This window comes from Pelomonas sp. BJYL3 (assembly GCF_027257975.1).
Classification (GTDB): Bacteria; Pseudomonadota; Gammaproteobacteria; order Burkholderiales; family Burkholderiaceae_C; genus Roseateles_B; species Roseateles_B flavus.
Window position 1 is genome coordinate 195189 of record NZ_JANZKX010000003.1, and the last position, 20601, is coordinate 215789.

A 20601-nucleotide genomic window follows, 5' to 3' on the forward strand; every position below is an offset into this window, starting at 1 on the left:
CCTGGAGGCACGGGGCTGTTCAGCCCGGGCGCTGAGCCTGCAGAATGGGACAGCACTTCACCGCAGCGCCGCCATGAACCCAGCCTCCACCCCCTGGCCCCTGCCCTTCTGGATCGCCCACCGCGGCGCCGGACGCCTGGCGCCGGAGAACACCCTGGCCGCTTTCCGGGCCGGCGCCGGTTTCGGCTACCGGGCCTTCGAGTGCGACCTCAAGCTTTCGCGGGACGGCGTGCCCTTCTTGCTGCATGACGATGACTTGGACCGCACCAGCAGCGGCCACGGGCCCGCCGGGGCGCTGGATTGGAGTCAGCTCTCCAGACTGGACGCCGGCGGCTGGCACAGCCTGCACCACGCGGGCGAGCCCATCGCCTCGCTGGAGGCCATCGCGGCCTTCCTGATCGCCAACCAGCTCGCGATCAACATCGAGCTCAAGCCCAACCCAGGCCAGGCCCGCGAGACCGGCGAGGTGCTGGGCCGCGAGGTGACACGGCTGTGGAAGGGCCAGCGCCTGCGGCCAGTCTTCAGCTCCTTTCAGCCCGAGGCCCTCGCAGGCGTGCGCGCCAGCGCCCCGGACGAGCGCCGCGCCCTGCTGCTGGACCAGCACCGCGACAGCTGGCTCACCGAAGCGCAGGCCCTGGGCTGCTGCGCCGTCATCACCAACTACCGGCTGATGGACCGGGCGCGGATCGAGGCCCTCCATGCGGCCGGCATGCGGGCCCTGGTCTACACGGTCAATGACGAGGCGACGGCCCAGCGCCTGCGCGCCGACGGCCTGGACGGGCTGATCACCGACGCGGTCGACCGCCTGGATCCTGCCCGCTGACCGCGGTCTTCAGGGCCAGCGCGTGTAGATGCACTGGTCCGCCGGCTCGCCATCCACGCCCAGCATGGCGTGGCGCAGCACCGCCTCGAGCGTGAAGCCGTTGCGCTCGGCCACGGCCCGGCTGCGGGCATTGCGGGCGTCGCAGCGGATCTCCAGGCGCCGCGCGCGCAGCTGCTCGAAGGCCAGGCGGCCCAGCAGCTGCACCATCTCGCTGACATAGCCCTGCCCCTGGGCCGTGCTGCGCACCCAGTAGCCGATTTCGAAGCGGCGCAGGTCCCAGTCCATGCGGTGCAGACCGCAGCCGCCCAGCAGGCGGCCGGGGCGGCCGTCCTCGCCCCGGCGGAAGAAGTAGTAGCAGAGGTCTTCGCGGAGGATGAAGCGGGCCTGCATCTGGCGCATCACCGCCTCCATGCCCTCCACCGTGGGGGGCTCCTGGCACCAGGGCATCCAGGGCTTGAGCTGCTCGAAAGACTCCACCACCGCGGCGCACACCGCCTGGCCCAGGCCCGCGCGGGCGGACAGCAGCACCAGGCGTTCGCTGCTCAGCTCCTCGGGCACCTTGAGCAGGACCCGCGGCGGCACGGCGGGAGCGGGCGTGGCGTTCATCGGTGCGTCACTCATTTGGCCGCCGCCCCCTGCGCGCCCACCTCGGGCAGCAGGCCCGGCTGGGCCTCGGCACCGAGGGTGGACTCGGTCCCCAGGTCCTGCAGCACCGGCAGCACCGCCACGTTGCGGATCGTGCCCAGGCGCCACACCAGCGCGCTCAGCAGCAGACCGCCGACGCCGGCGAACAGCAGCGAAGCGCGCAGATCCACGTGCTCGCCCAGCCAGCCGCCCAGCAGGGCGCCGGGGCCGGCGGGGATGAGGATCAGCCAGCGCATGGTGCTGGTCATGCGACCCAGCAGGGGCGCGGGCGTGACCGCCTGGCGCAGCGACAGGAAGTTGATGAAGATGAGCACCGCCCCGACGCCAAAGGCGAAGAGCATGGCCGCAAACGCCGCCACGCCCAGGGCGCCGACCGGCGCCAGGCCCAGCGTCAGCCAGCCCAGGCCGCAGACCGCGAAGCCGCCGATCAGGCTGGGGCCGGGCCCCAGGCGCTTGCTGATGCGGTGGCCCAGCACGCTGGTGATCACCGTACCCGCGCCCAGGGCGACGTAGCACAGGCCCACCGTCTCGCCGGACAGGCCCAGCGTGCGCGTGGCGAAGAGGATCTGCACCACCAGCGCGGCGTTGTAGAAGAACTGCCAGCCGCCCACGGCGCAGGCCAGGGCCACCAGCAGCTGCTGGTGGCGGACGAAGCGCACGCCCGCCTTGAGGTCGCGCCAGAAGTCGGCGCCCGAGACGTGGTGCAGCTCCTCGCGCACGCGGATGCCGCGCAGGATCAGGGCGGAGACCATCACCAGGCAGGCGTCCGCCGCCAGGGCCATGGGCGCGCCCAGCAGCTTGATCAGCGCCCCGGCGATGCCCGGGCCCACCACCTCGGCGCCGGACGAGGCCAGCGCATTCTTGGCGTGCGCCTCCACCAGGCGGTCACGGGTGACGACCTGGGTCAGCACGATCTGCGCAGCGCTGCCGGCGATCGTGTAGATGGTCCCCAGGATGAAGCCGACCACATAGAGCCAGCTCATCGTGAGCCAGCCCATCCAGGTGGCCACGGGCACGGTGCCCACGGCCAGGCCCAGCACGGCCTCGCCGACGATGTAGACCGGCAGCTTGCGCACGCGGTCCAGCCACACACCGCCCGGCAGCGAGAACAGCACGAAGGGCACGATCTCCATGGAGGTCAGCAGCCCCATCTGCGTGGGCGTGGCATTGAGCAGCACGGCGGCCGTCAGGGGCAGCGCGAGCAGGGTGATCTGCCCGCCGAGGGAGCTGATCAGGATGGAGGTCCAGAGCCGGCGGTACACCCGGTCGCGCAGCAGGTCGCCCTCGGGGAGGGTCAGGGCTTGCTTGATCCGGTCCAGCCAGCCAGTGGCTTGGGCTTGCATGAAAGTCTCCGATGGCCGGCGCTCGTGGCGCGGGCGTCTGCCCGCGGATGGGCGGGCCTGCAGGATAGGAAGAACGGCTGCGCGAGGGCCGAGTCAGATCGGCACGCAACCTCGCCCCGGCACGCACGGACGCGCCGAGGCCGCACGGCGGGTGCGTCGTCGGGTGCGGTCGAGCAGCTTGGTCATGGGGCGTCCTGCTGGAGAGATGGGGAGTCCGTGGATGCTAGCAGCGGCCCTCGGGGCTCCACAAGCACAGGCGGCCGAGCTTCGCACAATGTCCCCTGTTCCTGCAGTGCCGATGGTCAGGGGCCCGCAGCTCAGAAGCCCACGGCCGCGCCGTCGCGCCGCGGATCGCTGGCGGCCGCGTAGCCCTCGACCGCCGGGTCGCCCAGGCGCCAGATGAACTGGCCGGCGCCGAAGTCCTGGTAGCTGTCGTGGATGTCGCCGATCTCGTGACCCCGCTGCGCCAGCGCGGCGATGGTGGCCGGCGCCATGTGCGGCTCCACATTGAGGGAGCGGCCGGCATTGAAGCGCCAGCGCGGCGCGTCGCAGGCGGCCTGCGGCTGCTGGCCGTGGTCCAGCATGCGGACCAGGGTCTGCAGATGGCCCTGGGGCTGCATGTTGCCGCCCATCACGCCGAAGCTCATCTGCGCCTGGCCCTCGCGGGTCAGGAAGGCCGGAATGATGGTGTGGAAGGGCCTCTTGCCCGGCGCCACCTGGTTGGGGTGGCCGTCCGCCAGCGTGAAGCAGTGCCCGCGGTTCTGCAGCGAGACCCCATAGCCCGGCAGCACCAGGCCGGAGCCGAAGCCCATGAAGTTGCTCTGGATGAAGCTGACCATCATGCCGCGCTCGTCTGCCGCAGTGAGGTAGATGGTGCCGCCCCGGACCGGGTTGCCGGGCTTGAAGTCCTGCGCCCGCTGCGGGTCGATCAGCGCGGCGCGCCCGGCGAGGTAGCGCGGGTCCAGCAGGGCCTCGACGCTGCGGTCCATGGCGGCGGGCTCGGCCACGTAGCGGTAGACATCGGCAAAGGCCAGCTTCATGGCCTCGATCTGCAGGTGCAGGCCGGCAGCGTCGTCAGGCCCGTGGTCGCGGTAGCCGGTGTGTTGCAGGATGCCCAGCGCAATGAGGGCCGCGATGCCCTGGCCGTTGGGCGGGATCTCGTGCAGCTCGTGGCCGGCATGGCGCTGCTGGATGGGGTCGACCCATTGCGGACTGAACGAGGCCATGTCGGCCTCGGTCAGGTCCCCGCCGGTCTCGCGAGAGAAGGCGGCCAGCGCGGCGGCGATCTCGCCACGGTAGAAGGCCTCGCCCCTGGTCTTCGCAATCAGGCGCAGGCTGCGGGCAGCGCCGGGAAAGCGGAAGAGCTCGCCCACCGCGGGCGCGCGGCCGCGCGGCAGGAAGGCCTCCGCGTAGCCGGGCTGGCTCGTCAACTCCTCCAGCGCGGCGGCCAGGGCCCACTTGCCCTGCACGATGACGGGCACTGCGTAGCCGCGCTCGGCAATCTCGATGGCCGGCGCCATCAGGTCCTCGAAGGGCAGGCGGCCGAAGCGCTCGCTCAGCGCCATCCAGGCCCCCACGGCGCCCGGCACGGTCACGCCGCCCCAGCCGCGCCTGGGCATGGCGTCGCCCGTGCAGCCGTACTTGCGACGGATGTGGTCGGGCGTCCAGGCCTGGGGCGCGGGGCCCGATGCATTGAGGCCGTGCAGGCGCTGCCCGTCCCAGAGGATGCAGAAGGCATCCGAGCCCAGGCCGTTGCTGCAGGGCTCCACCAGCGTCATCACCGCGGCGCAGGCCACGGCCGCATCCACCGCATTGCCGCCCGCCGCCAGCATGCGCAGGCCCGCCTGTGCGGCCAGCGGGTGGGAGGTCGACACCACATTGCGCGCGAACACGGGGCTGCGCGTGCTGGCGTAGGGGTTGTGCCAATCAAAGGAATGCGTCATGCCGGTCTCCTGTGCTGGCGGCGATTCTGGCATCCGGTGACACAAGCCGGAAAAGGCAAGACCTGACCCCTGGTCCGCCCGGCCGCAGGCGCTGCAGCGGATTCGCAACAGAGTTGTAACGCTTTGAAATTGCGCGAGGGACCGTCAACTGCCACGTTCCAGGCCTCGTTGTGGAGGCACAAGTTCACCAACCCTGGAGCCCCCAGATGAAAGCACTGAAGACTGCACTGATCCCCACGATGCTGGCCCTGATCGCCGCCGTCGCGACGGCCCAGCAAGCACCAGGGACGAGCGCAGCACCGGCTGCCACCGTGAGCGCCGCGAAGGCCGCCACCAGCACTGCTAGCACCGAAAGTGCGCAGCCCTCACAAAAGGCCACCACGACTTCGGAAAAGGCCAGCACCGCGACGGCGAGCACCCCCGCCGCGACCGCTGCCACCCCGACGCCGACGCCCGCTGCGGCTGTGACCGCGCCGGCTGCCGCCCCCAAGGCCAGCCCCGCCCCCGTCGCAGCGACCCCGGCCCAGCCGGCGCAGACCCAGCCCAAGAGCTGAGATCTCCGCCCTGACACCTGACTCTCCTTCACTCACGACAAGGAACTGACCATGAACGCCAAGACCACCCTGATCGCTTCCCTGCTGGCCCTGAGCGGTGCCGCCTTTGCACAGGCCCCGGCCACTACCGCGGCTCCGGCCACGCCGGCCGCCAAGCCCGCGGCCACCAGCCCCGCCACCGCGCCGGCCACGGCCGCCCCGATGACCAAGCCTGTGGCCACCGCGGCCAGCGCCGCGACGCCCGCCACGCCGGCAGCCCCGGCCGCTGAAGCCAAGCCCATGCACAAGGACGGTCACAAGGATGGCCACAAGGCGGCCCACAAGGAAGGGCACAAGATGAGCCACAAGGACGGCGCCAAGGAAGCCGCCCCGGCTGCTGAGGCCAAGCCCGCCCCTGCCGCCACGCCGGCCCCGACCGCAGCGCCCGCTGCCGCCGCCAAGACTGACAACAAGACCGAGGCTGCCAAGAAGTAAGCCTCATCCCTGAACCCTGCGGAATGTCCTGGCGGCTCGCGCCGCCTTCAGCCGGCACCTCGTGCCGGCTTTTTTCTTGTCTGGCGGCGCTGCATCTCGCGCCGTCTGGCGGGCGTTTCGCGGCATGCCGCGACGGCCCGTCGCGGCGGTCTCGCACCGGCGCGCCCGGATCCCTACGCTGCGTCCCATGTTCCAACCCCGACATGAGGACGCCATGCCCCGCTCGCTTCTCCGCCTCGCCCGCTGCCTGCCCCTGACCCTCGCGCTGAGTGTCTCGCTGGCCGCCCAAGCCCTGCCCGAGCCCGCCACGCAGACGGCCATCGGCCAGTTCATGGCCGCCACCCACGGCAGTTCGGACGCCACGCAAGCCAGCCTGGAGCAGTTCCAGGCCCTGCTCAAGGCAGAGCCCGGCCACCCCCTGCTGATGAGCTATGCGGGCGCGGCCACCACGCTCAAGGCCCGTGATGCCTGGGCGCCCTGGAAGAAGATGAGCTATGCCGAGGACGGCCTGGCCCAGATCGACAAGGCCCTCACTCTGCTGGGCCCGGCCCATGACCAGGCGCTCTACCAGGGCACGGCGGTGAGCCTGCAGACGCGCTTCGTCGCGGCCAACACCTTCCTGGGTCTGCCCGACATGTTCAATCGCGGCCCACGCGGCCGCCAGCTGCTGGACGAGATCCTGGCCAGCCCGCTGTTCGACAAGGCGCCCGCCGGCTTCCAGGGCGCCGTCCTGATGCGTGCGGCCCGCCAGGCCTCGCAGGCCAAGCAGGGCGAGCGGGCGCGGTCCCTCTACCAGCAGGTCATCGAGCGCCAGCTGCCCCAGGCCACCGAGGCGCAGGCCGCCCTGAAGGACGCCAAGTGAGCGCCGACTGCACCGTCATGGCCCTGCGCGGCGTGCGCAAGACCTACCGGCTGGGCGCGCATGTGGTGCCCGCCCTGCAGGGCGTGGACCTGGACGTGCGCGCCGGCGAGCTCCTGGCCCTCACCGGCCCCTCGGGCAGCGGCAAGAGCACCATCCTCAACCTCTGCGGCCTGATCGACAGCCCCGATGAGGGTCAGGTCTTGCTGCACGGCCAGGCGGTCGACGCCCGCCAGGTCCTGGCCTCCACCCTGCTGCGCCGAGACACCATCGGCTTCGTGTTCCAGAGCTTCAATCTGGTGCCGGTGATGACGGTGGCCGAGAACGTCGACTACCCCCTGTTCCTCGCCGGCGTGCCGGCCGCCCAGCGGTGTGAGCGGGTGGCCGAGGCGCTGGCCCAGGTGGGCCTGAGCGAGCATGCGGCGCACCGGCCGGATGCGCTGTCCGGCGGTCAGCGCCAGCGCGTGGCCATGGCCCGCGCCCTGGTCAAGCGGCCCAGCCTGGTGATCGCCGACGAGCCCACGGCCAGCCTGGACTCGCACACCGCCGAGCAGGTGCTGGGCCTCATGCGCAGCCTGGCGCACGAGGCAGGCGCGGCCTTTCTCATCGCCACCCACGACGACAGGCTGACGCGGCGCTGCGACCGCGTGATCAGCCTGCTGGACGGCCGCATCGTCCCTGCGACCGCCGCCACCCCTGACGCCCTGGCTCACGAGGAGCTCGCCGCATGAAAGCGCTGATGAAATGGATGCACTTCGCCTGGCTCAACGCCCTGCGCAACAAGCGGCGCTCGGCCGTGACCCTGGCCATCGCCGCCCTGGGCACGGCGGGCCTGCTGCTGGCCGGCGGCTTCGCCCTCTTCACCTATGAGAGCCTGGCCCAGTCCTCCGCCCGCAGTACCGGACACCTGGTGCTGGGCACGCCCGCCCAGTTCAGCCAGGACGAGGACGTGCCCCTGCAGCACGGCCTGGACGACTGGCAGGCGCTGCGCACCCAGGTGCTGCTGGAGCCCGAGGTGCGGCAGGTGCTGCCACGGGTCGAGTTCACCGGGCTGATCTCCAATGGCGAGAAGTCCACCGTGATGGTGGCCAACGGCATCGATGCCGACGCCGAGTTCGCCGTCAAGGGCCCCTTCCTGCAGGTGAAGTCCGGCGAGGTCATCATGAGCCGCGAGCGCCTGGTGGTGATGCTGGGCGAGGGCCTGGCCAAGAGCCTCAAGGCCGAGCCCGGCAGCAGCCTGACCCTGCTGGCCAGCACCACGGCCGGCGCGCTCAATGCGGTGGACGTGACGGTGCGCGGCGTGGTGTCCACCGGCATCGCCGAGATGGACAAGCGCCTGGTCTACGTGGACCTGCCCAGCGCCCAGGCCCTGCTGGCCACCGACCGCGTCTCCACCCTGGGCGTCTTCCTCAAGGACATGCCCAGCACCGCCCCGCTGCAGCAGCGCCTGCAGGCCGCACACGGCTCGCTGAAGGTCAAGACCTGGCTCGACCTGGCCACCTTCTACCGGGCGGTGCGCGACCTCTACAACCGCATCTTCGGCGCCCTGGGCCTGATCATTGCGCTGATCGTGCTGTTCGTCGTGGCCAATGCCATGGCCATGGCCATCATCGAGCGCACCCGGGAGATCGGCACCTTGCGCGCGCTGGGCACCACGCCGCGCCAGCTGCTGACCGCGCTCTCGCTGGAAGGCCTCGTGCTGGGCGGCGGTGGCGCACTGCTGGGGGCCCTGCTGGCCTTCGGGATCAGCGTCCTGCTGCTGGTCGTGCCGGTGAACATGCCGCCGCCGCCGGGCTCCAACAAGGGCTATCCACTGAACATCGCCATCGATGGCTCGCTCTATGCCTGGACCCTGCTGGCCATGCTCGTGCTGACCGGCCTCAGCGCCGCCTTCGTCGCCCGCCGCACGGTGCACCAGCCGGTGGTCGAGGCCCTGGCCCATGTCTGAACAACGCAAAGGAACGCTCATGAAGCCTCAGGCTCTGTTCACCTCCCTGCTGGGCGCGCTGCTGCTCTCGCCCGCGGTCCATGCGCTGGACGCCGCCGCTGTGCTGAAGACCGCCGACGCCTTCCGCAGCGGCGGCGCGAAGCAGCAGCAGGTCGACACCGAGGTCCGCGTGCTCAATGCCGACGGCAGTCTCGACAAGGAACGCCGCTACACCGTGCTGACCCAGACCGATCACCGCTCCCTGGTCCTGATGCAGAGCCCCGCCGAGAAGGGTCAGAAGGTGCTGATGCTGGGCGACGACTTCTGGCTGCTGATGCCCTCCAGCCAGCGCCCCCTGCGCATCACGCCCCTGCAGAAGCTGCTGGGCGACGCCTCCACCGGCGACGTGGCCACGCTGTCCTGGAGCGAGGACTACAGCGGCGAGCTGCAGGGCGAGGAGCGCTGTGGCGAGCAGCCCTGTCTCAAGCTGGGCCTGCAGGCCACGCGCAAGGGCGTGAGCTATCAGCGCATCGTGCTGTGGGTGGGCAAGGCCCGGCACGAGCCGCTGCGGGCCGAGCTCTATGTGCAGTCCGACAAGCTCGCCAAGACTGCCGAGTTCCGCTACGAGAAGAACGGCCAGCTGATCAGCGAGATGCTGCTGCAGGACGCGCTCTCGCAGCGCAAGCAGACCCTGGTCCGCTACCTCGCCCGCAAGAACCGGGAGGCGCCCGAAGCCTGGTTCAACCCCATGTTCCTGGCGCGCAGCCCCAACCTCGAATGACGCGCATGTCCCGCCCCCTGTTGCTTTCGATGCTGGCCCTGGCCTCGCTCGCCGCGCAGGCCCAGTCGCTGGACGAGAGCAGCCTGCAGCTGCGCAGCCAGGGCCAGGCCATGCAGCGCAGCGCAATGGGCTCGCTGGCCCAGGCCGACGCCCTGCAGCCCGGCATGAACACCACGGCCCGGCAGAGCCTGTTGCTGGAAGCCGAATGGAAGGCCCGCAGCGGCCCCGTCAACGCCTCGCTCTATGCCCAGCACCTGCAGCGCGATCACGCGGCCGCCAGCAGCCGTGCGGCGGTCAACGAGCTGTACGCCTCGGGCGACTGGGGCGGTGCGTCGGGCCTGCAGTACAGCCTGGGACGCAAGCTGGTCAGCTGGGACGTGGGCTATGCCTTCCGCCCCAATGACATGGTCGCGCAGGAGGAGCGCCGCACCCTGGTCGGCAGCTACAGCCGCGGCCGGCCCCTGCTGCAGGTGGAGCACTTCAGCGCGGAGACCGCGTGGAGCCTGGTGTGGGTCAACCCGGGCCGCCAGGACGGCGAAGGCGGGGACGAAGAGGCCCTGGCGCTGCGGCTCTACCAGCACGCCGGCGCCTGGGACTGGCACGGCTTCGCACGCCTGGGCCGCGAGCAGCACGCCAGCGTGGGCGCCGCCTTTTCCGTCGTCGCCAGCGATGCCCTGGAGCTGCACGGCTCGGCCCGCATGAACGCTCGCTGCCGGGTCTGGCGAGCCGATCCGCAGGCCGCACTGCCCAGCCCCACCCTGCCCTGGCGGCGCGAGGTGCAGTCCGGCAGCAGCCAGCTGCTGCTGGGCGGCACCTGGACCACGGAGACGCAGCTGAGCCTGCTGCTGGAGTACTGGTGGGACTCGCAGGCGCTGTCCCGCGCCGACTGGGCCGCCTGGCGCGAGCGCGGCGCTCAGCTGAACCAGCAGGCGCTCACCGCGCCGGCGCCGCTGCGCGCGGCCCTGGCTGGCAACCTGGCCTGGCAGACCCAGGGCTTCGGCAACAGCAGCCTGCAGCAGCACAACGTCTTCGCCCGGCTCAGCTGGACGGAGGGGGCCTGGAGCTGGGCGGGCGACGTGCTGTGGTCGCCCCAGGACGGCGGGCGCATCGTCACCGGCTCGGTGGCCTGGCAGGGGGATCGCTGGAACCTGCAGGCCGGCCTGCGTCAATGGTCGGGACCGGCAGACAGCGTCATCGCCCAGCTGCCCACACGCCGCCTGGCCTATGCCTCGGCGACCTGGGCGTTCTGAGCACCTGCGGGCGGCGCGTCGTCAATGAAAAAAGCCGGACCTGGGGTCCGGCTCTTCCTGGCGTGAAGCGCTGGGGCGAGGCTCAGGCGGCCACGCGGGCCAGCTGGATCACGCGGCGGGTCTGGGCCAGCGGTTCCATCAACTGCACCGGCACGGGGGCGTGCTGGGCCAGGGCTTCGTCAAAGACCTCACGGGCGCAGTCGTGGCAGGCGCCACAGGCGGAAGCCGCCCGGGTCTCGTCCTGCAGCACCTCGAAATTGCGGGTGCCCTCGGCCACGGCACGGCGGATGTCGCGGTCGGAAACTCGGTGGCAGAGGCAGACGATCATGGTGGCTTGGCAAGGCAGTGGCGAAGCGTTGGCCAGATCGTAACGCAAACGCGAACGTTTCTCAATTACAAACCACCATCGCGCCTGGGGCCTTTTCACGGCCCCGTCAGCCCCGCCAGCCTCAGCCCATCTGGGACTGCAGCCAGTTCTGCTCGCCCAGCTGGGCGACCAGCTCGATCTGCGTCTCCAGGTGATCGATATGGCCTTCGGTGTCGGCCAGGATCTCCTCCAGCACCTGGCGGGAGACGTAGTCCCGCACGCTCTCGCAGTAGGCGATGGCTTCCTTCAGCAGGGGGTGGGAGCCGGTCTCGATCTTGAGGTCGCAGTGCAGCACCTCGACCGCGTTCTCGCCGATGTAGAGCTTGCCGAGGTCCTGCAGATTGGGCAGGCCTTCCAGCGTCAGGATGCGGTCCATCAGCTTGTCGGCGTGCTTCATTTCCTCGATGGACTCCTCGTACTCATGCTTGGCCAGGCGCTCCAGGCCCCAGTTCTTGAGCATGCGGTAATGCAGGAAGTACTGGTTGATGGCCGTCAGCTCGTTCTTCAGCTGGGCATTGAGGTACTCGATGACCTTGGCATCACCTTTCATGGCGGGCTCCTGTGCGGTGTTCTGGTGCGATTGTTCTGGGGCAGCCAGCCCGGGCGGGCCAGCGCGAAGGCCGATTGTGGCCCCAGCGCAGGGCCTGTGCATGCCAGCGCCTGCAAACCTTGACAGCTTGCAATTGCGAATTATTCGCATTTATGATTCAGCCATGGACAAACCAGCCCCCACCCTTTCCACGGAGCCCCGCCGGGCGTCTCCCCCCCTGCCAGCCGACGGCGCCGCCGGCCCGGCCCCGCGCCGCCTGCAGAGCCGGGACCTGCTGGGCCAGGACCGCGAGCTCGAGATCGAGCATGCGGGCCAGCTCTACCGCCTGCGCCTCACGCAGCTGGGCAAGCTGATCCTCACCAAGTAAGCCCCGGCCGGGAGCACCCCGCCCCCCATCCGCCAGCCAACGCCAGCCTCCACCCACCCTCGCGCCCGTCCGGCCCCTGTCCGGCCCTGGCGCCCTGACTGGAGCCGCGCATGCCGACGCCTGGATGCCTGCCCGCCCTGCACCGGTCCTTGCACCGGTCCCCTTTCCGCCTGGATGCCATCGGGGAGGCCCCCCATGTGTGACCCCGCCTTCGCCCCGCTGGGCGCGACGACGCCCACCGCCCGGCCGACCCGCGGCCACGAGCCTCACGACGGCGCGGACACGCCGGCCTCGCTGGCCGCCGCGCCGCCGCAGCTGGCCGTGCCCAACCACCTGCTGGGATCGCGGCGGCGCCGGCTCTGGGAGCTGCCCTCCCAGGCCCTGTGCCCCGTGATCGGCGCCTGCCTGCCCCTGGCGGTGCTGCGCAAGCGCATCGGCAAGGCCCTGGGCGGCGAGGCCCTGGTGCAGGACTACGAGCTGCACTGCGGTGCCATCCACGAATGCCGGCAGCGCGGCCGCATTGCCGAGCTGCTCCACCGCGAGCTGGACCATCGCTATGCCCTCGCCGTGCGCCAGGCCAGCCGCCTCAAGACCACGCTGCAGCTGCGCGACTGGTGGCGCGAGGCAGCCGCCGGTGCGGAGGTCGCCGGGGGCCTGTGGGCGACCCTGAGCCATCCGCGCTGCGACGGCCTGCTGCAGGACGAGGTGCTGCAGGACATCCACATGCTCCAGCACCAGGTGGGCAGCTCGCACCGGGCGGACCTGCAGCGCATCCAGGCCCTGGCCCATGAGAACGGCGTGCTCGCGTCCGAACTCGGCCGGGCCCAGCAGCGCAGCACCCAGCTGATCGCCGAACGCGACCGCCGCATCGAGGACCTGCTGGCCCAGCAGATGCGCCATCGGGCCGAGCTGGTGCTGCGCGACAGCCGCCTGGCCGCCCTGCAGACCGAGCTGGACACCCTGCACGCCACCCAGCCCGCCCTGCGCCAGGCCCTGGTCCGCGAGCGCCAGCTGCTGGAGAGCCAGACCCGCATCCATCAGCTGGAGCAGGCCCTGCAGCGCCTGCGCCGCGAGCTGCGCCAGGCCCAGCAGGAGGCCGCCCGCCCTGCCGATCCCCCGCCTGCCGAGCCGGCCCAGGCGCAGCCGGAGCCGGCCCTGCCCGCCGCGCCCGTGCCGCTGGAGGACCGGTCCGTGCTGTGCGTGGGCGGCCGCGCGGCCACCGTGCCGGTCTACCGCCGCCTCATCGAGGCCCGCGGCGCCCGCTTCCTGCACCATGACGGCGGTGAGGAGCACGCGGTCACCCAGCTGGACGCCACCCTGGCCGCGGCGGACCTGGTGATCTGCCAGACCGGCTGCATCAGCCATGACGCCTACTGGCGCGTCAAGGAACACTGCAAGCGCCATGGCAAGCGCTGCGTCTTCGTGGACCAGCCCAGCCGCAGCGGCCTGGTGCGGGCCCTGAGCCAGCTGGCGGGCCCGGCCGGGCCCGAGGGCGGCGCCATCTCGCCCTCGATCACCGCCGCCCCGCCCTGAGCAGCCCCCAAGCCGCCCCAAGCAGACCAAGGCAGCCGGCGGGACAAGCCGCCGCTGGCCTTGATCCGACCGCTGGTGCGCCAGGAGCTGCCGCTGCATGATGTGGGACCACGCAGTCTTTCAAATATATCTACAATATTCACATCAAACCCTGCGAGACAAGCCCATGAGCGCACCCCTGCACCCTCTCTACATCGGCGGCGAATGGCTGGACGGCCCGCGCCTGCGCGACAACCTCAACCCTTCCGACACCCGTGATGTGATCGGCCGCTATGCCCAGGCCGACGCCGCCCTGGCCGAACGCGCCATCGCCGCCGCCGCCGAGGCCGCGCCGGCCTGGGGCCTCAGCAGCCCGCAGGTCCGCGCGGATGCCCTGGACCGCATCGGCAGCGAGATCCTGGCCCGCAAGGAGGAGCTGGGCACCCTGCTGTCCCGGGAGGAAGGCAAGACCCGGCCGGAGGGCATCGGCGAGGTGGCCCGGGCCGGCGCCATCTTCAAGTTCTTCGCCCAGGAAGCCCTGCGCCTGCGCGGCGAGAAGCTCGCCTCGGTGCGCCCCGGCGTGGAGGTGGAGATCACCCGCGAGCCCGTCGGCGTCGTCGGTCTGATCACGCCCTGGAACTTCCCCGCGGCGATTCCGGCCTGGAAGATCGCTCCCGCCCTGGCCTTCGGCAACACCGTGGTGCTGAAGCCGGCCGACCTCGTGCCCGGCTCGGCCTGGGCCCTGACCGAGATCATCAGCCGCGCCGGGCTGCCGGCCGGCGTCTTCAACCTGGTGATGGGTCCCGGCTCCCAGGTGGGCCAGGCCCTGCTGGACGACCGCCGGGTGGCGGCGATCAGCTTCACGGGCTCGGTGGGCACGGGCCAGCGTGTGGCGCAGGCCGCGGTGGCTCGCGGCGCGCGCTTCCAGCTGGAGATGGGCGGCAAGAACCCCTGCATCGTGCTGGATGACGCCGACCTTGACGTGGCCGTGAACTCGGTGCTGCAAAGCGCCTTCTTCTCGACGGGCCAGCGCTGCACGGCGTCCTCGCGCATCATCGTGCAGAAGGGCATCTACCCGCGCTTCGTGCAGGCACTGGGCGAGGCCGCCCGTGCCCTGCGCGTGGGCGATGCCCTGGACCCGCAGACCCAGATCGGCCCCGTGGTCGACGAAGCCCAGCTGGCCCAGGACCTGCGCTACATCGACATCGCCAAGGCCGAGGGCGCCCGCCTGGTCTGCGGCGGCGAGCGCCTGCAGCTGGACAAGCCCGGCTTCTACCTCCAGCCCGCCCTCTTCGCCGACTGCGACAACGGCATGCAGCACTGCCGCGAGGAGATCTTCGGCCCCGTGGCCAGCGTGCTGCCGGCGGACAGCTACGAGCACGCCCTGGCCCTGTCCAATGACACCCCCTTCGGCCTGGCCGCGGGCATCTGCACCACCTCGCTGAAGTACGCCAGCCACTTCAAGCGCCACGCCCAGGCCGGCATGGTCATGGTCAACGTGCCGACGGCGGGCGTGGACTACCACGTGCCCTTTGGCGGCCGCAAGGGCTCCAGCATGGGCCCGCGCGAGCAGGGCAGCTATGCGGCGGAGTTCTACACCACGGTGAAGACGGCGTACGTGCAGCCCTGAAGGCCCTTGCAGACCTGGAGCGGGCCCGCCTCCGGCCCGCTTCAGACCCGCTTCAGGTTCGGGCCTGGCTGGGTGCGATGATGCGGGCCCCTAACGCCCATGATTCACGCACCTGATGAAGCTCCCACTGCTCGCCTCCCTGGCCCTGGCCGCGCTGTGCGCCCTGCCCGCCCGCGCTGCGGCCGTCGACTGCCCAGGTCCTGAAGCCCTGGCGCCTCTGCTGAAGACCGACGGGCTCTTCCTGGGCGAGATCCACGGCAGCGTCGAGGTGCCTGCCCTGGTGGAATGCCTGGCAGGCCGCCTGGCCGACGAGTTCGCCGGCCGGCGTCCGCTGTGGGTGGCCCTGGAGCTGCAGCCGGCGGCACTGGAGGCGCCAGATCCCGTCTGGCGCACGGGCTTCCAGGACGGCCGGACCTCCCAGGCCATGCTGCAGCTGGTCAGGACCCTCCAGTCGCTGCAATCCCAGGGGCGACTCACCCTCGCCGGCTTTGTGCCCGTCGACCCGCCGCAGGACGCGGCGGACTACGAGCGGGCCCTGGCCCGCGAGCTGGACCGCGCGCCCGCCGGGGCCTTCGTGCTGGCCCTGGCCGGCAACCTCCACGCCCGCAAATCCCCGGGTGGCACGCGCTTCAGCGTCCAGACTGTCGCACCGGCGGGCTCCCTGCTGCAGCGCCGCATGACCCATGTGCTGATCGGCCATCGCCTGCCCTCGCAGGCCTGGATCTGCACGCCGGCCTGCGGCCCGCTGGCGCTGGGGCCCAGCCCCGAGGCCCGCGACCGGGCCGCCGGCCTCCATGTCCTGGACAACGCGGACTACGACCACCTGCTGCTGCTGGACCGCCTCAGCGCCTCGCCGCCGGCCTTTCCCGCCCCGGCCGCGGCCCAGCCGGTCGGTACGCCCTGAACCGTGCAAATCGCACAAACAAGGCAAACCAATTGCATACCACCCTGTTCGCGGGGATGGTCTGCAAAACCTCGCTTCCTAGAATCCGCCCGCATCTACAAAGGCAAATCTGCCAAGGACGTTGAAGGGAAATCATGCAAGAGAAGCGAGGGTTGGGAGCGAGGGCGCGCCGGCACCTGGGCTGGGCGGCCGGCCTCACTGGTCTGATAGTGGCACAAGGCGTGAGTGCCGCACCGCTCATCGATCTGGGCGTGGCCGCCCAGTACAGCGCCTTCATCTTCGGCGACGTCAAGGCCGCCAATGACGTGGAAGGCCGCCTGGCCGTCGGCGGCTCGCTGACGGCCAACGGGCTCAGCGTGGGCTATCGCGCACCGGCCGGCAGCACGGGCCCGGCGCTGGTGGTGGGCGGAGACGTGAAGTTCACCAATGGCCGGATCTACTCGGCGGCGCCCGGCTCCGTGAAGGACAGCAGCGCCGGCGAAGGCAATCTGGTGCCCTGGGATCCAGCACTCGCCCACTACGGCAACAGCTATGGCGTCTTCGGCGGCCAGAACAAGGGCTCGTCCAGCTACCTGGACCTCCGTGCAGAGCCCAAGATCAGCGGCGTGGTGGACTTCAAGGCGGCGCAGAACCAGCTGACGGCGCTGTCCGGCTCACTGGCCACGCTGGCCAGCACCGGCACCGTGGCCCAGCCCTGGAGCGACATCAGCCTGAGCGGCAGCGGCAAGGCCGGGGCCGTCGAGGTGTTCGACATCCTGCTGGGCAGCAAGAACAAGCTGGGCGGCAGCTGGGTGATGCCCAGCCTCACGCTCAGCAACGTGGCGGCGGACGCCTGGGTGGTGATCAACATCCTCAACGAAGGCGACGTGCAGCTGACCGGCGGCTTCAGCGGCTTCAAGCCCGTGCAGGAAGCGCAGGGCAAGGTGCTGTTCAACCTGGCCAAGGCAAACCGCGTGAAGCTGGGCTGGGTGGACGGCAGCGTGCTGGCGCCCAAGGCCGAGCTCTACGGCCAGGGCCATGTGGAAGGCACGGTGATCGGGGCCTCGATCTCCCAGGCCTTCGAGATCGGCTGGGAGCCCTTCACCCCGACGCCCAAGCCGCAGGACGGCCACCAGGTGCCCGAGCCCCAGGCCGGCTGGCTCGCGGCCCTGGCCGCGGCGGCGGCCGCGCTGGTCGCGCGCCGGCGCAGCAAGACCTGACCCCACGGCGCCAGAAGCACGAAGGCCCTCCGCTGGAGGGCCTTCTTCATGGGGCGATGCCTTGTCAGTGGATGGCGGGCAGCTGGCGCAGGGCCTTCACCGCGCCCTCGCCCATCGCCGCACCGAAGCGCTTGGCCAGGCGTTCGGCCACGTTGTCACGCGGGGTGTAGTCGATGACCTCCTCGGCCTTGACCACCTCGCGGGCCACGAAGTCGAGGTTGCCCAGGCCGTCGGCCAGGCCCAGCTTGACCGCTTCCTCGCCGTTCCAGAAGAGGCCGGAGAACATCTCGGGCGTTTCCTTGAGGCGGTCGCCGCGGCCTTCGCGCACGACGGCGATGAACTGGCGGTGGATCTGGTCCAGCATGGCCTGGGCATAGGCCTTCTGGCGCGGGTTCTCCTTGCTGTAGGGGTCCAGCATGCCCTTGTTCTCGCCGGCGGTGAGCAGGCGGCGCTCGATGCCGAGCTTGTCCATGAGGCCGGTGAAGCCGAAGCCGTCCATCAGCACGCCAATGGAACCGACGATGCTGGCCTTGTCCACGAAGATCTCGTCGGCCGCGGCGGCGATGTAGTAGGCCCCGGAGGCGCAGATCTCCTCGACCACGGCATAGACCTTCTTGCCATGCTTGGCCTTGAGGCGCTGGATCTCGTCATAGACGATGCCCGCCTGCACCGGGCTGCCGCCGGGCGAGTTGATGCGCAGCACCACGGCCTGCGCGCCCTGGTCCTCGAAGGCGCTGCGCAGGGCGGAGAGCATCAGCTCGGCGCTGGCCTCGGTGTCCGCCGAGATCTCGCCGCGCACCTCGACCAATGCCGTGTGCGGCGTGTTCGGCGCCGTGACGTGGTGAGGCTGGTAGAACAGGGCCCAGAACACGAACAGCACCAGGCTCAGCCACAGCAGGCGGAAGAAGGTGCGCCAGCGGCGCTCGGCGCGGCGGTCGCGCAGGTAGTCCTGGGCGAACTGGGCCAGCAGCGGCTCGTAGCCTGCCGGCGCCTCGGCGCGCGCGGGCTCGGGCGCCTGGGCCTTGAGCATGTCTTCGGGGCGGGCCGTGGCATCCGGCAGGATGCGCGGCGGTTCGTCGTTGGGATTCATGGCGGGTATTGGATGCGAGGGCCTGTGCAGGCTGCCGGCCCGGGGGATGTGATGGGCGGGCTCAGTCCTCGAAAGCGGGCTTGGTGTCGCGGCTAGGATACCAATAGACCTTGCCTTCCCGCTCCTGCACCTCGATCTTGTGCAGACCGATGCGGCCGCACATGCCGGTCACGCAGCGGCCGCTGAGCGGGTCGTACACGGCGCCGTGGATGGAGCAGATGATGTAGCGCTTGTCGCTGTCCAGGAATTCGCCTTCCTGCCAGTCCATCTCGGTGGGCACATGCGCGCAGCGGTTCAGGTAGGCCACGGCCTGGCCTTCGAAACGCAGGGCGAAGGCGCTGGCCGGCTGGCCGTACTGCAGCACCTCGAAGCAGTGCGCCTTGCCGCGCTCCTGCAGCGCGGCGGAGTCGCACAGAGGCAGGCCATCGCCGGTGGGGGTCTTGTCGCTGGAGTCCATGGATGGGGTCAGGTCTTGTCAGGCGTGCTTCAGCAGCCAGTCATGCAGGTCCGGCACCGAGTGGGCGATGTGCACCGGCTCGAAGGCCTCGAAATGCTCGGGGTCGTGGGCGCCGTAGCTGACGCCCAGCGCGGCGCAGCCGGCATTGCGGGCCAGCTGCAGGTCATGCGTGGTGTCGCCGATCATCAGGGTGCGCTCGGGCTCGACGGCAAATTCGCGCATCAGCTGCTCCAGCATCAGCGGGTGCGGCTTGCTCTGGGTCTCGTCGGCCGTGCGGCTGGCATCGAAGACGCCGTGCAGGGCGACGTGGCGCAGGGCCTCGTCCAGTCCGCTGCGGCTCTTGCCCGTGGCGATGGCCAGCCAGTGGTGCCGCGCCTTGAGTGCCTGCAGCAGGTCCTCGACCCCGCCAAAGAGGCACAGGGCCTCGTGCTGGGCGAAATAGTGCTTGCGATAGGCCTGGCCCATCTCGGCATAGCGCTCGCGCGGCAGCTCGGGCGTGGCAATGGCCAGGGCCTCGTAGAGCCCCAGGCCGATCACATGCGCGGCGCGCTCGCGCGGGGGCACGGGCAGGCCCAGATCGGCGGCGGCGCCCTGGATGGCCTGCACGATGAGGGCCGTGGAGTCGAACAGGGTGCCGTCCCAGTCGAAGACGATGAGGTCGTAGCGTTGGGGTCGGGGATCGTTCATCGGGCTTGGCCTTGACGCAGCTGGGTCAGCAGGGATTCGCACTCGTGCGGCAAGGGTGCCGTCAATTCGATCTCCTGGCCGTCGGCAGGGTGGGCGAAACGCAGGCGACGCGCGTGCAGGAACATGCGGTCGAAGCGCAGGCCGGGCACGGTCTCGCCCCGGGCCAGGGCCTTGTTGGCCTCGAAATCGCCATATTTCGGATCACCCGCGATGGCATGGCCCGCCTGGGCCAGGTGCACGCGGATCTGGTGGGTGCGACCGGTCTTGATGGTCACGTCCACCAGGCTGAAGCCGGGCAGGCTCTCGGCCAGCTTCACGAGGCTGATGGAGCGCTTGGCCTGTTCGGCGCCGGGGTCGTGGGAGGAGGTCACCGCACGCACCCAGCGCTCGCCGTCGCTGCCGACGAACTTCAGCAGGGGCACGTCGATCACCGTCTGCCCCTTGGGCCAGGCGCCCCAGACCAGGGCGGCGTAGGTCTTGCCGGTCTCGCGATCCCGGAACTGGTCCTGCAGGGCGTTGAGGGCACTGCGCTTCTTGGCGATCAGCAGCAGGCCGGAGGTCTCCTTGTCCAGGCGGTGCACCAGCTCCAGGAACTTGGCCTGGGGACGGGCCTGGCGCAGCTGCTCGATCACGCCGAAGCTCACGCCCGAGCCGCCATGCACGGCCACGCCGGCCGGCTTGTTGATGGCGATCAGGTGCTCGTCCTCGAAGACCACCGGGAACTCGCGTGCGGGCACCGGCGGCTGGGCTGCGGTGCTGCGCTCGGGCAGGCGCACCGGCGGCACGCGGACCACGTCGCCCAGCTCCAGGCGGGTGTCGGCCTGGGCACGCCCCTTGTTGACCCGCACCTCACCGGCGCGGATCACACGGTAGACATGGGTCTTGGGCACGCCCTTGAGCACCTTCAGCAGGAAGTTGTCCAGGCGCTGGCCGGCGGAGCCTTCGTCGATAGTGAGCAACTGCACGGCCGGCGCGGGCTTGGGCGCGGCGGCTGTCCCCTGCGCGGGGGACGGCGGCCGGGCGCCGGCCCGGCTTGCGGGGCCGGAGGCCGGCGGCGAACGCGGTGTTTCACCCCGTTTCATCGTGGTGGACGCCTTGCCGCGCCCGGGCTGTGCCGGCGCCGCGGAGCGCCTGGCAGCCTGGTCGCTTCCCGAACTCGGGCTGCGACCTTTAGCCCCTATAATCTTCCGTACCACGATTGCGTTCTAAGTATTTGATTTTTCTGATTTTACCTGCGGG

General features: G+C 70.8%; 22 protein-coding genes. 13 read left to right on the top strand and 9 right to left on the bottom strand.

The genetic code is table 11. The annotated features are described in order from the left end of the window. Positions 1 to 73 precede the first annotated feature (73 nt). Positions 74 to 823: a glycerophosphodiester phosphodiesterase gene (ugpQ, locus tag O9Y01_RS10565; RefSeq protein WP_269631557.1), complete on the top strand. Its 750-nt coding sequence runs from the start codon at positions 74 to 76 to the stop codon at positions 821 to 823. 9 nt (positions 824 to 832) lie between these two features. Here the strand turns inward: ugpQ and O9Y01_RS10570 are convergent, their stop codons facing one another. The 3 genes from O9Y01_RS10570 to O9Y01_RS10580 all read right to left on the bottom strand — a co-directional run bounded on the left by O9Y01_RS10570 (position 833) and on the right by O9Y01_RS10580 (position 4754). Then, complete coding sequence (locus O9Y01_RS10570; protein ID WP_269631558.1) at positions 833 to 1444, bottom strand: GNAT family N-acetyltransferase; 612 nt, start codon at positions 1442 to 1444, stop codon at positions 833 to 835. Continuing rightward, a complete protein-coding gene (locus O9Y01_RS10575; protein WP_269631559.1) occupies positions 1441 to 2811 on the bottom strand; it encodes an MFS transporter in 1371 nt (456 codons plus the stop codon). The genes O9Y01_RS10570 and O9Y01_RS10575 overlap by 4 nt, the downstream gene beginning before the upstream one ends. 317 nt (positions 2812 to 3128) lie before the next feature. Continuing rightward, complete coding sequence (locus tag O9Y01_RS10580) at positions 3129 to 4754, bottom strand: gamma-glutamyltransferase family protein (RefSeq protein ID WP_269631560.1); 1626 nt, start codon at positions 4752 to 4754, stop codon at positions 3129 to 3131. A gap of 206 nt (positions 4755 to 4960) precedes the next feature. Here O9Y01_RS10580 and O9Y01_RS10585 point away from each other — a divergent pair, with 206 nt between their 5' ends. From O9Y01_RS10585 to O9Y01_RS10615, 7 genes are all read left to right on the top strand, one after another. Further along, positions 4961 to 5308: a hypothetical protein gene (locus O9Y01_RS10585; RefSeq protein ID WP_269631561.1), complete on the top strand. Its 348-nt coding sequence runs from the start codon at positions 4961 to 4963 to the stop codon at positions 5306 to 5308. A gap of 51 nt (positions 5309 to 5359) precedes the next feature. Further along, positions 5360 to 5782 (top strand): hypothetical protein, encoded by a 423-nt coding sequence (locus tag O9Y01_RS10590; protein WP_269631562.1) that lies wholly within the window; start codon positions 5360 to 5362, stop codon positions 5780 to 5782. A gap of 214 nt (positions 5783 to 5996) precedes the next feature. Then, complete coding sequence (locus O9Y01_RS10595; RefSeq protein ID WP_269631563.1) at positions 5997 to 6644, top strand: hypothetical protein; 648 nt, start codon at positions 5997 to 5999, stop codon at positions 6642 to 6644. Continuing rightward, entirely contained in the window at positions 6641 to 7372 is a 732-nt protein-coding gene (locus O9Y01_RS10600; RefSeq protein WP_269631564.1) for an ABC transporter ATP-binding protein, read from the top strand. Before O9Y01_RS10595 ends, O9Y01_RS10600 begins: the two co-directional genes overlap by 4 nt. Continuing rightward, positions 7369 to 8589, top strand: a complete 1221-nt coding sequence (locus O9Y01_RS10605; RefSeq protein WP_269631565.1) for an ABC transporter permease — start codon at positions 7369 to 7371, stop codon at positions 8587 to 8589. The genes O9Y01_RS10600 and O9Y01_RS10605 overlap by 4 nt, the downstream gene beginning before the upstream one ends. Before the next feature lie 19 nt (positions 8590 to 8608). Beyond that, the gene (locus O9Y01_RS10610) at positions 8609 to 9349 is read left to right on the top strand and encodes an outer membrane lipoprotein-sorting protein (protein ID WP_269631566.1); all 741 of its coding nucleotides are present in this window, start codon (positions 8609 to 8611) and stop codon (positions 9347 to 9349) included. Between the two features lie 5 nt (positions 9350 to 9354). Then, positions 9355 to 10599: a hypothetical protein gene (locus O9Y01_RS10615; RefSeq protein ID WP_269631567.1), complete on the top strand. Its 1245-nt coding sequence runs from the start codon at positions 9355 to 9357 to the stop codon at positions 10597 to 10599. 82 nt (positions 10600 to 10681) lie between these two features. Here O9Y01_RS10615 and O9Y01_RS10620 read toward each other — a convergent pair whose 3' ends face one another. Beyond that, complete coding sequence (locus O9Y01_RS10620; protein ID WP_269631568.1) at positions 10682 to 10927, bottom strand: (2Fe-2S)-binding protein; 246 nt, start codon at positions 10925 to 10927, stop codon at positions 10682 to 10684. 121 nt (positions 10928 to 11048) lie between these two features. After that, positions 11049 to 11516, bottom strand: a complete 468-nt coding sequence (bfr, locus tag O9Y01_RS10625; protein WP_183103034.1) for a bacterioferritin — start codon at positions 11514 to 11516, stop codon at positions 11049 to 11051. 163 nt (positions 11517 to 11679) lie between these two features. Here bfr and hemP point away from each other — a divergent pair, with 163 nt between their 5' ends. From hemP to O9Y01_RS10650, 5 genes are all read left to right on the top strand, one after another. Next, entirely contained in the window at positions 11680 to 11883 is a 204-nt protein-coding gene (gene hemP / locus O9Y01_RS10630; RefSeq protein ID WP_269631569.1) for a hemin uptake protein HemP, read from the top strand. A gap of 195 nt (positions 11884 to 12078) precedes the next feature. After that, positions 12079 to 13416 carry a DUF2325 domain-containing protein gene (locus O9Y01_RS10635; RefSeq protein WP_269631570.1) on the top strand — a complete coding sequence of 446 codons (1338 nt, stop codon included), beginning with the start codon at positions 12079 to 12081 and terminating at the stop codon, positions 13414 to 13416. A gap of 166 nt (positions 13417 to 13582) precedes the next feature. Then, on the top strand, positions 13583 to 15025 hold the full coding sequence (locus O9Y01_RS10640; RefSeq protein ID WP_442952745.1) for an aldehyde dehydrogenase family protein: 1443 nt from the start codon (positions 13583 to 13585) through the stop codon (positions 15023 to 15025). Between the two features lie 115 nt (positions 15026 to 15140). Further along, the gene (locus O9Y01_RS10645) at positions 15141 to 15929 is read left to right on the top strand and encodes a hypothetical protein (RefSeq protein ID WP_269631571.1); all 789 of its coding nucleotides are present in this window, start codon (positions 15141 to 15143) and stop codon (positions 15927 to 15929) included. A gap of 221 nt (positions 15930 to 16150) precedes the next feature. Then, positions 16151 to 17128 carry a choice-of-anchor A family protein gene (locus O9Y01_RS10650; protein ID WP_269631572.1) on the top strand — a complete coding sequence of 326 codons (978 nt, stop codon included), beginning with the start codon at positions 16151 to 16153 and terminating at the stop codon, positions 17126 to 17128. Positions 17129 to 17192: 64 nt separating this feature from the next. Here O9Y01_RS10650 and O9Y01_RS10655 read toward each other — a convergent pair whose 3' ends face one another. From O9Y01_RS10655 to O9Y01_RS10670, 4 genes are all read right to left on the bottom strand, one after another. After that, the gene (locus tag O9Y01_RS10655; protein ID WP_442952746.1) at positions 17193 to 18218 is read right to left on the bottom strand and encodes a S49 family peptidase; all 1026 of its coding nucleotides are present in this window, start codon (positions 18216 to 18218) and stop codon (positions 17193 to 17195) included. 61 nt (positions 18219 to 18279) lie between these two features. Beyond that, entirely contained in the window at positions 18280 to 18675 is a 396-nt protein-coding gene (locus tag O9Y01_RS10660; RefSeq protein WP_269631573.1) for a Rieske (2Fe-2S) protein, read from the bottom strand. A gap of 18 nt (positions 18676 to 18693) precedes the next feature. Beyond that, positions 18694 to 19362, bottom strand: coding sequence for an HAD family hydrolase (locus O9Y01_RS10665; protein WP_269631574.1), 669 nt, complete (start codon positions 19360 to 19362; stop codon positions 18694 to 18696). Next, complete coding sequence (locus tag O9Y01_RS10670; protein WP_442952747.1) at positions 19359 to 20444, bottom strand: RluA family pseudouridine synthase; 1086 nt, start codon at positions 20442 to 20444, stop codon at positions 19359 to 19361. Before O9Y01_RS10670 ends, O9Y01_RS10665 begins: the two co-directional genes overlap by 4 nt. Positions 20445 to 20601 lie beyond the last annotated feature (157 nt).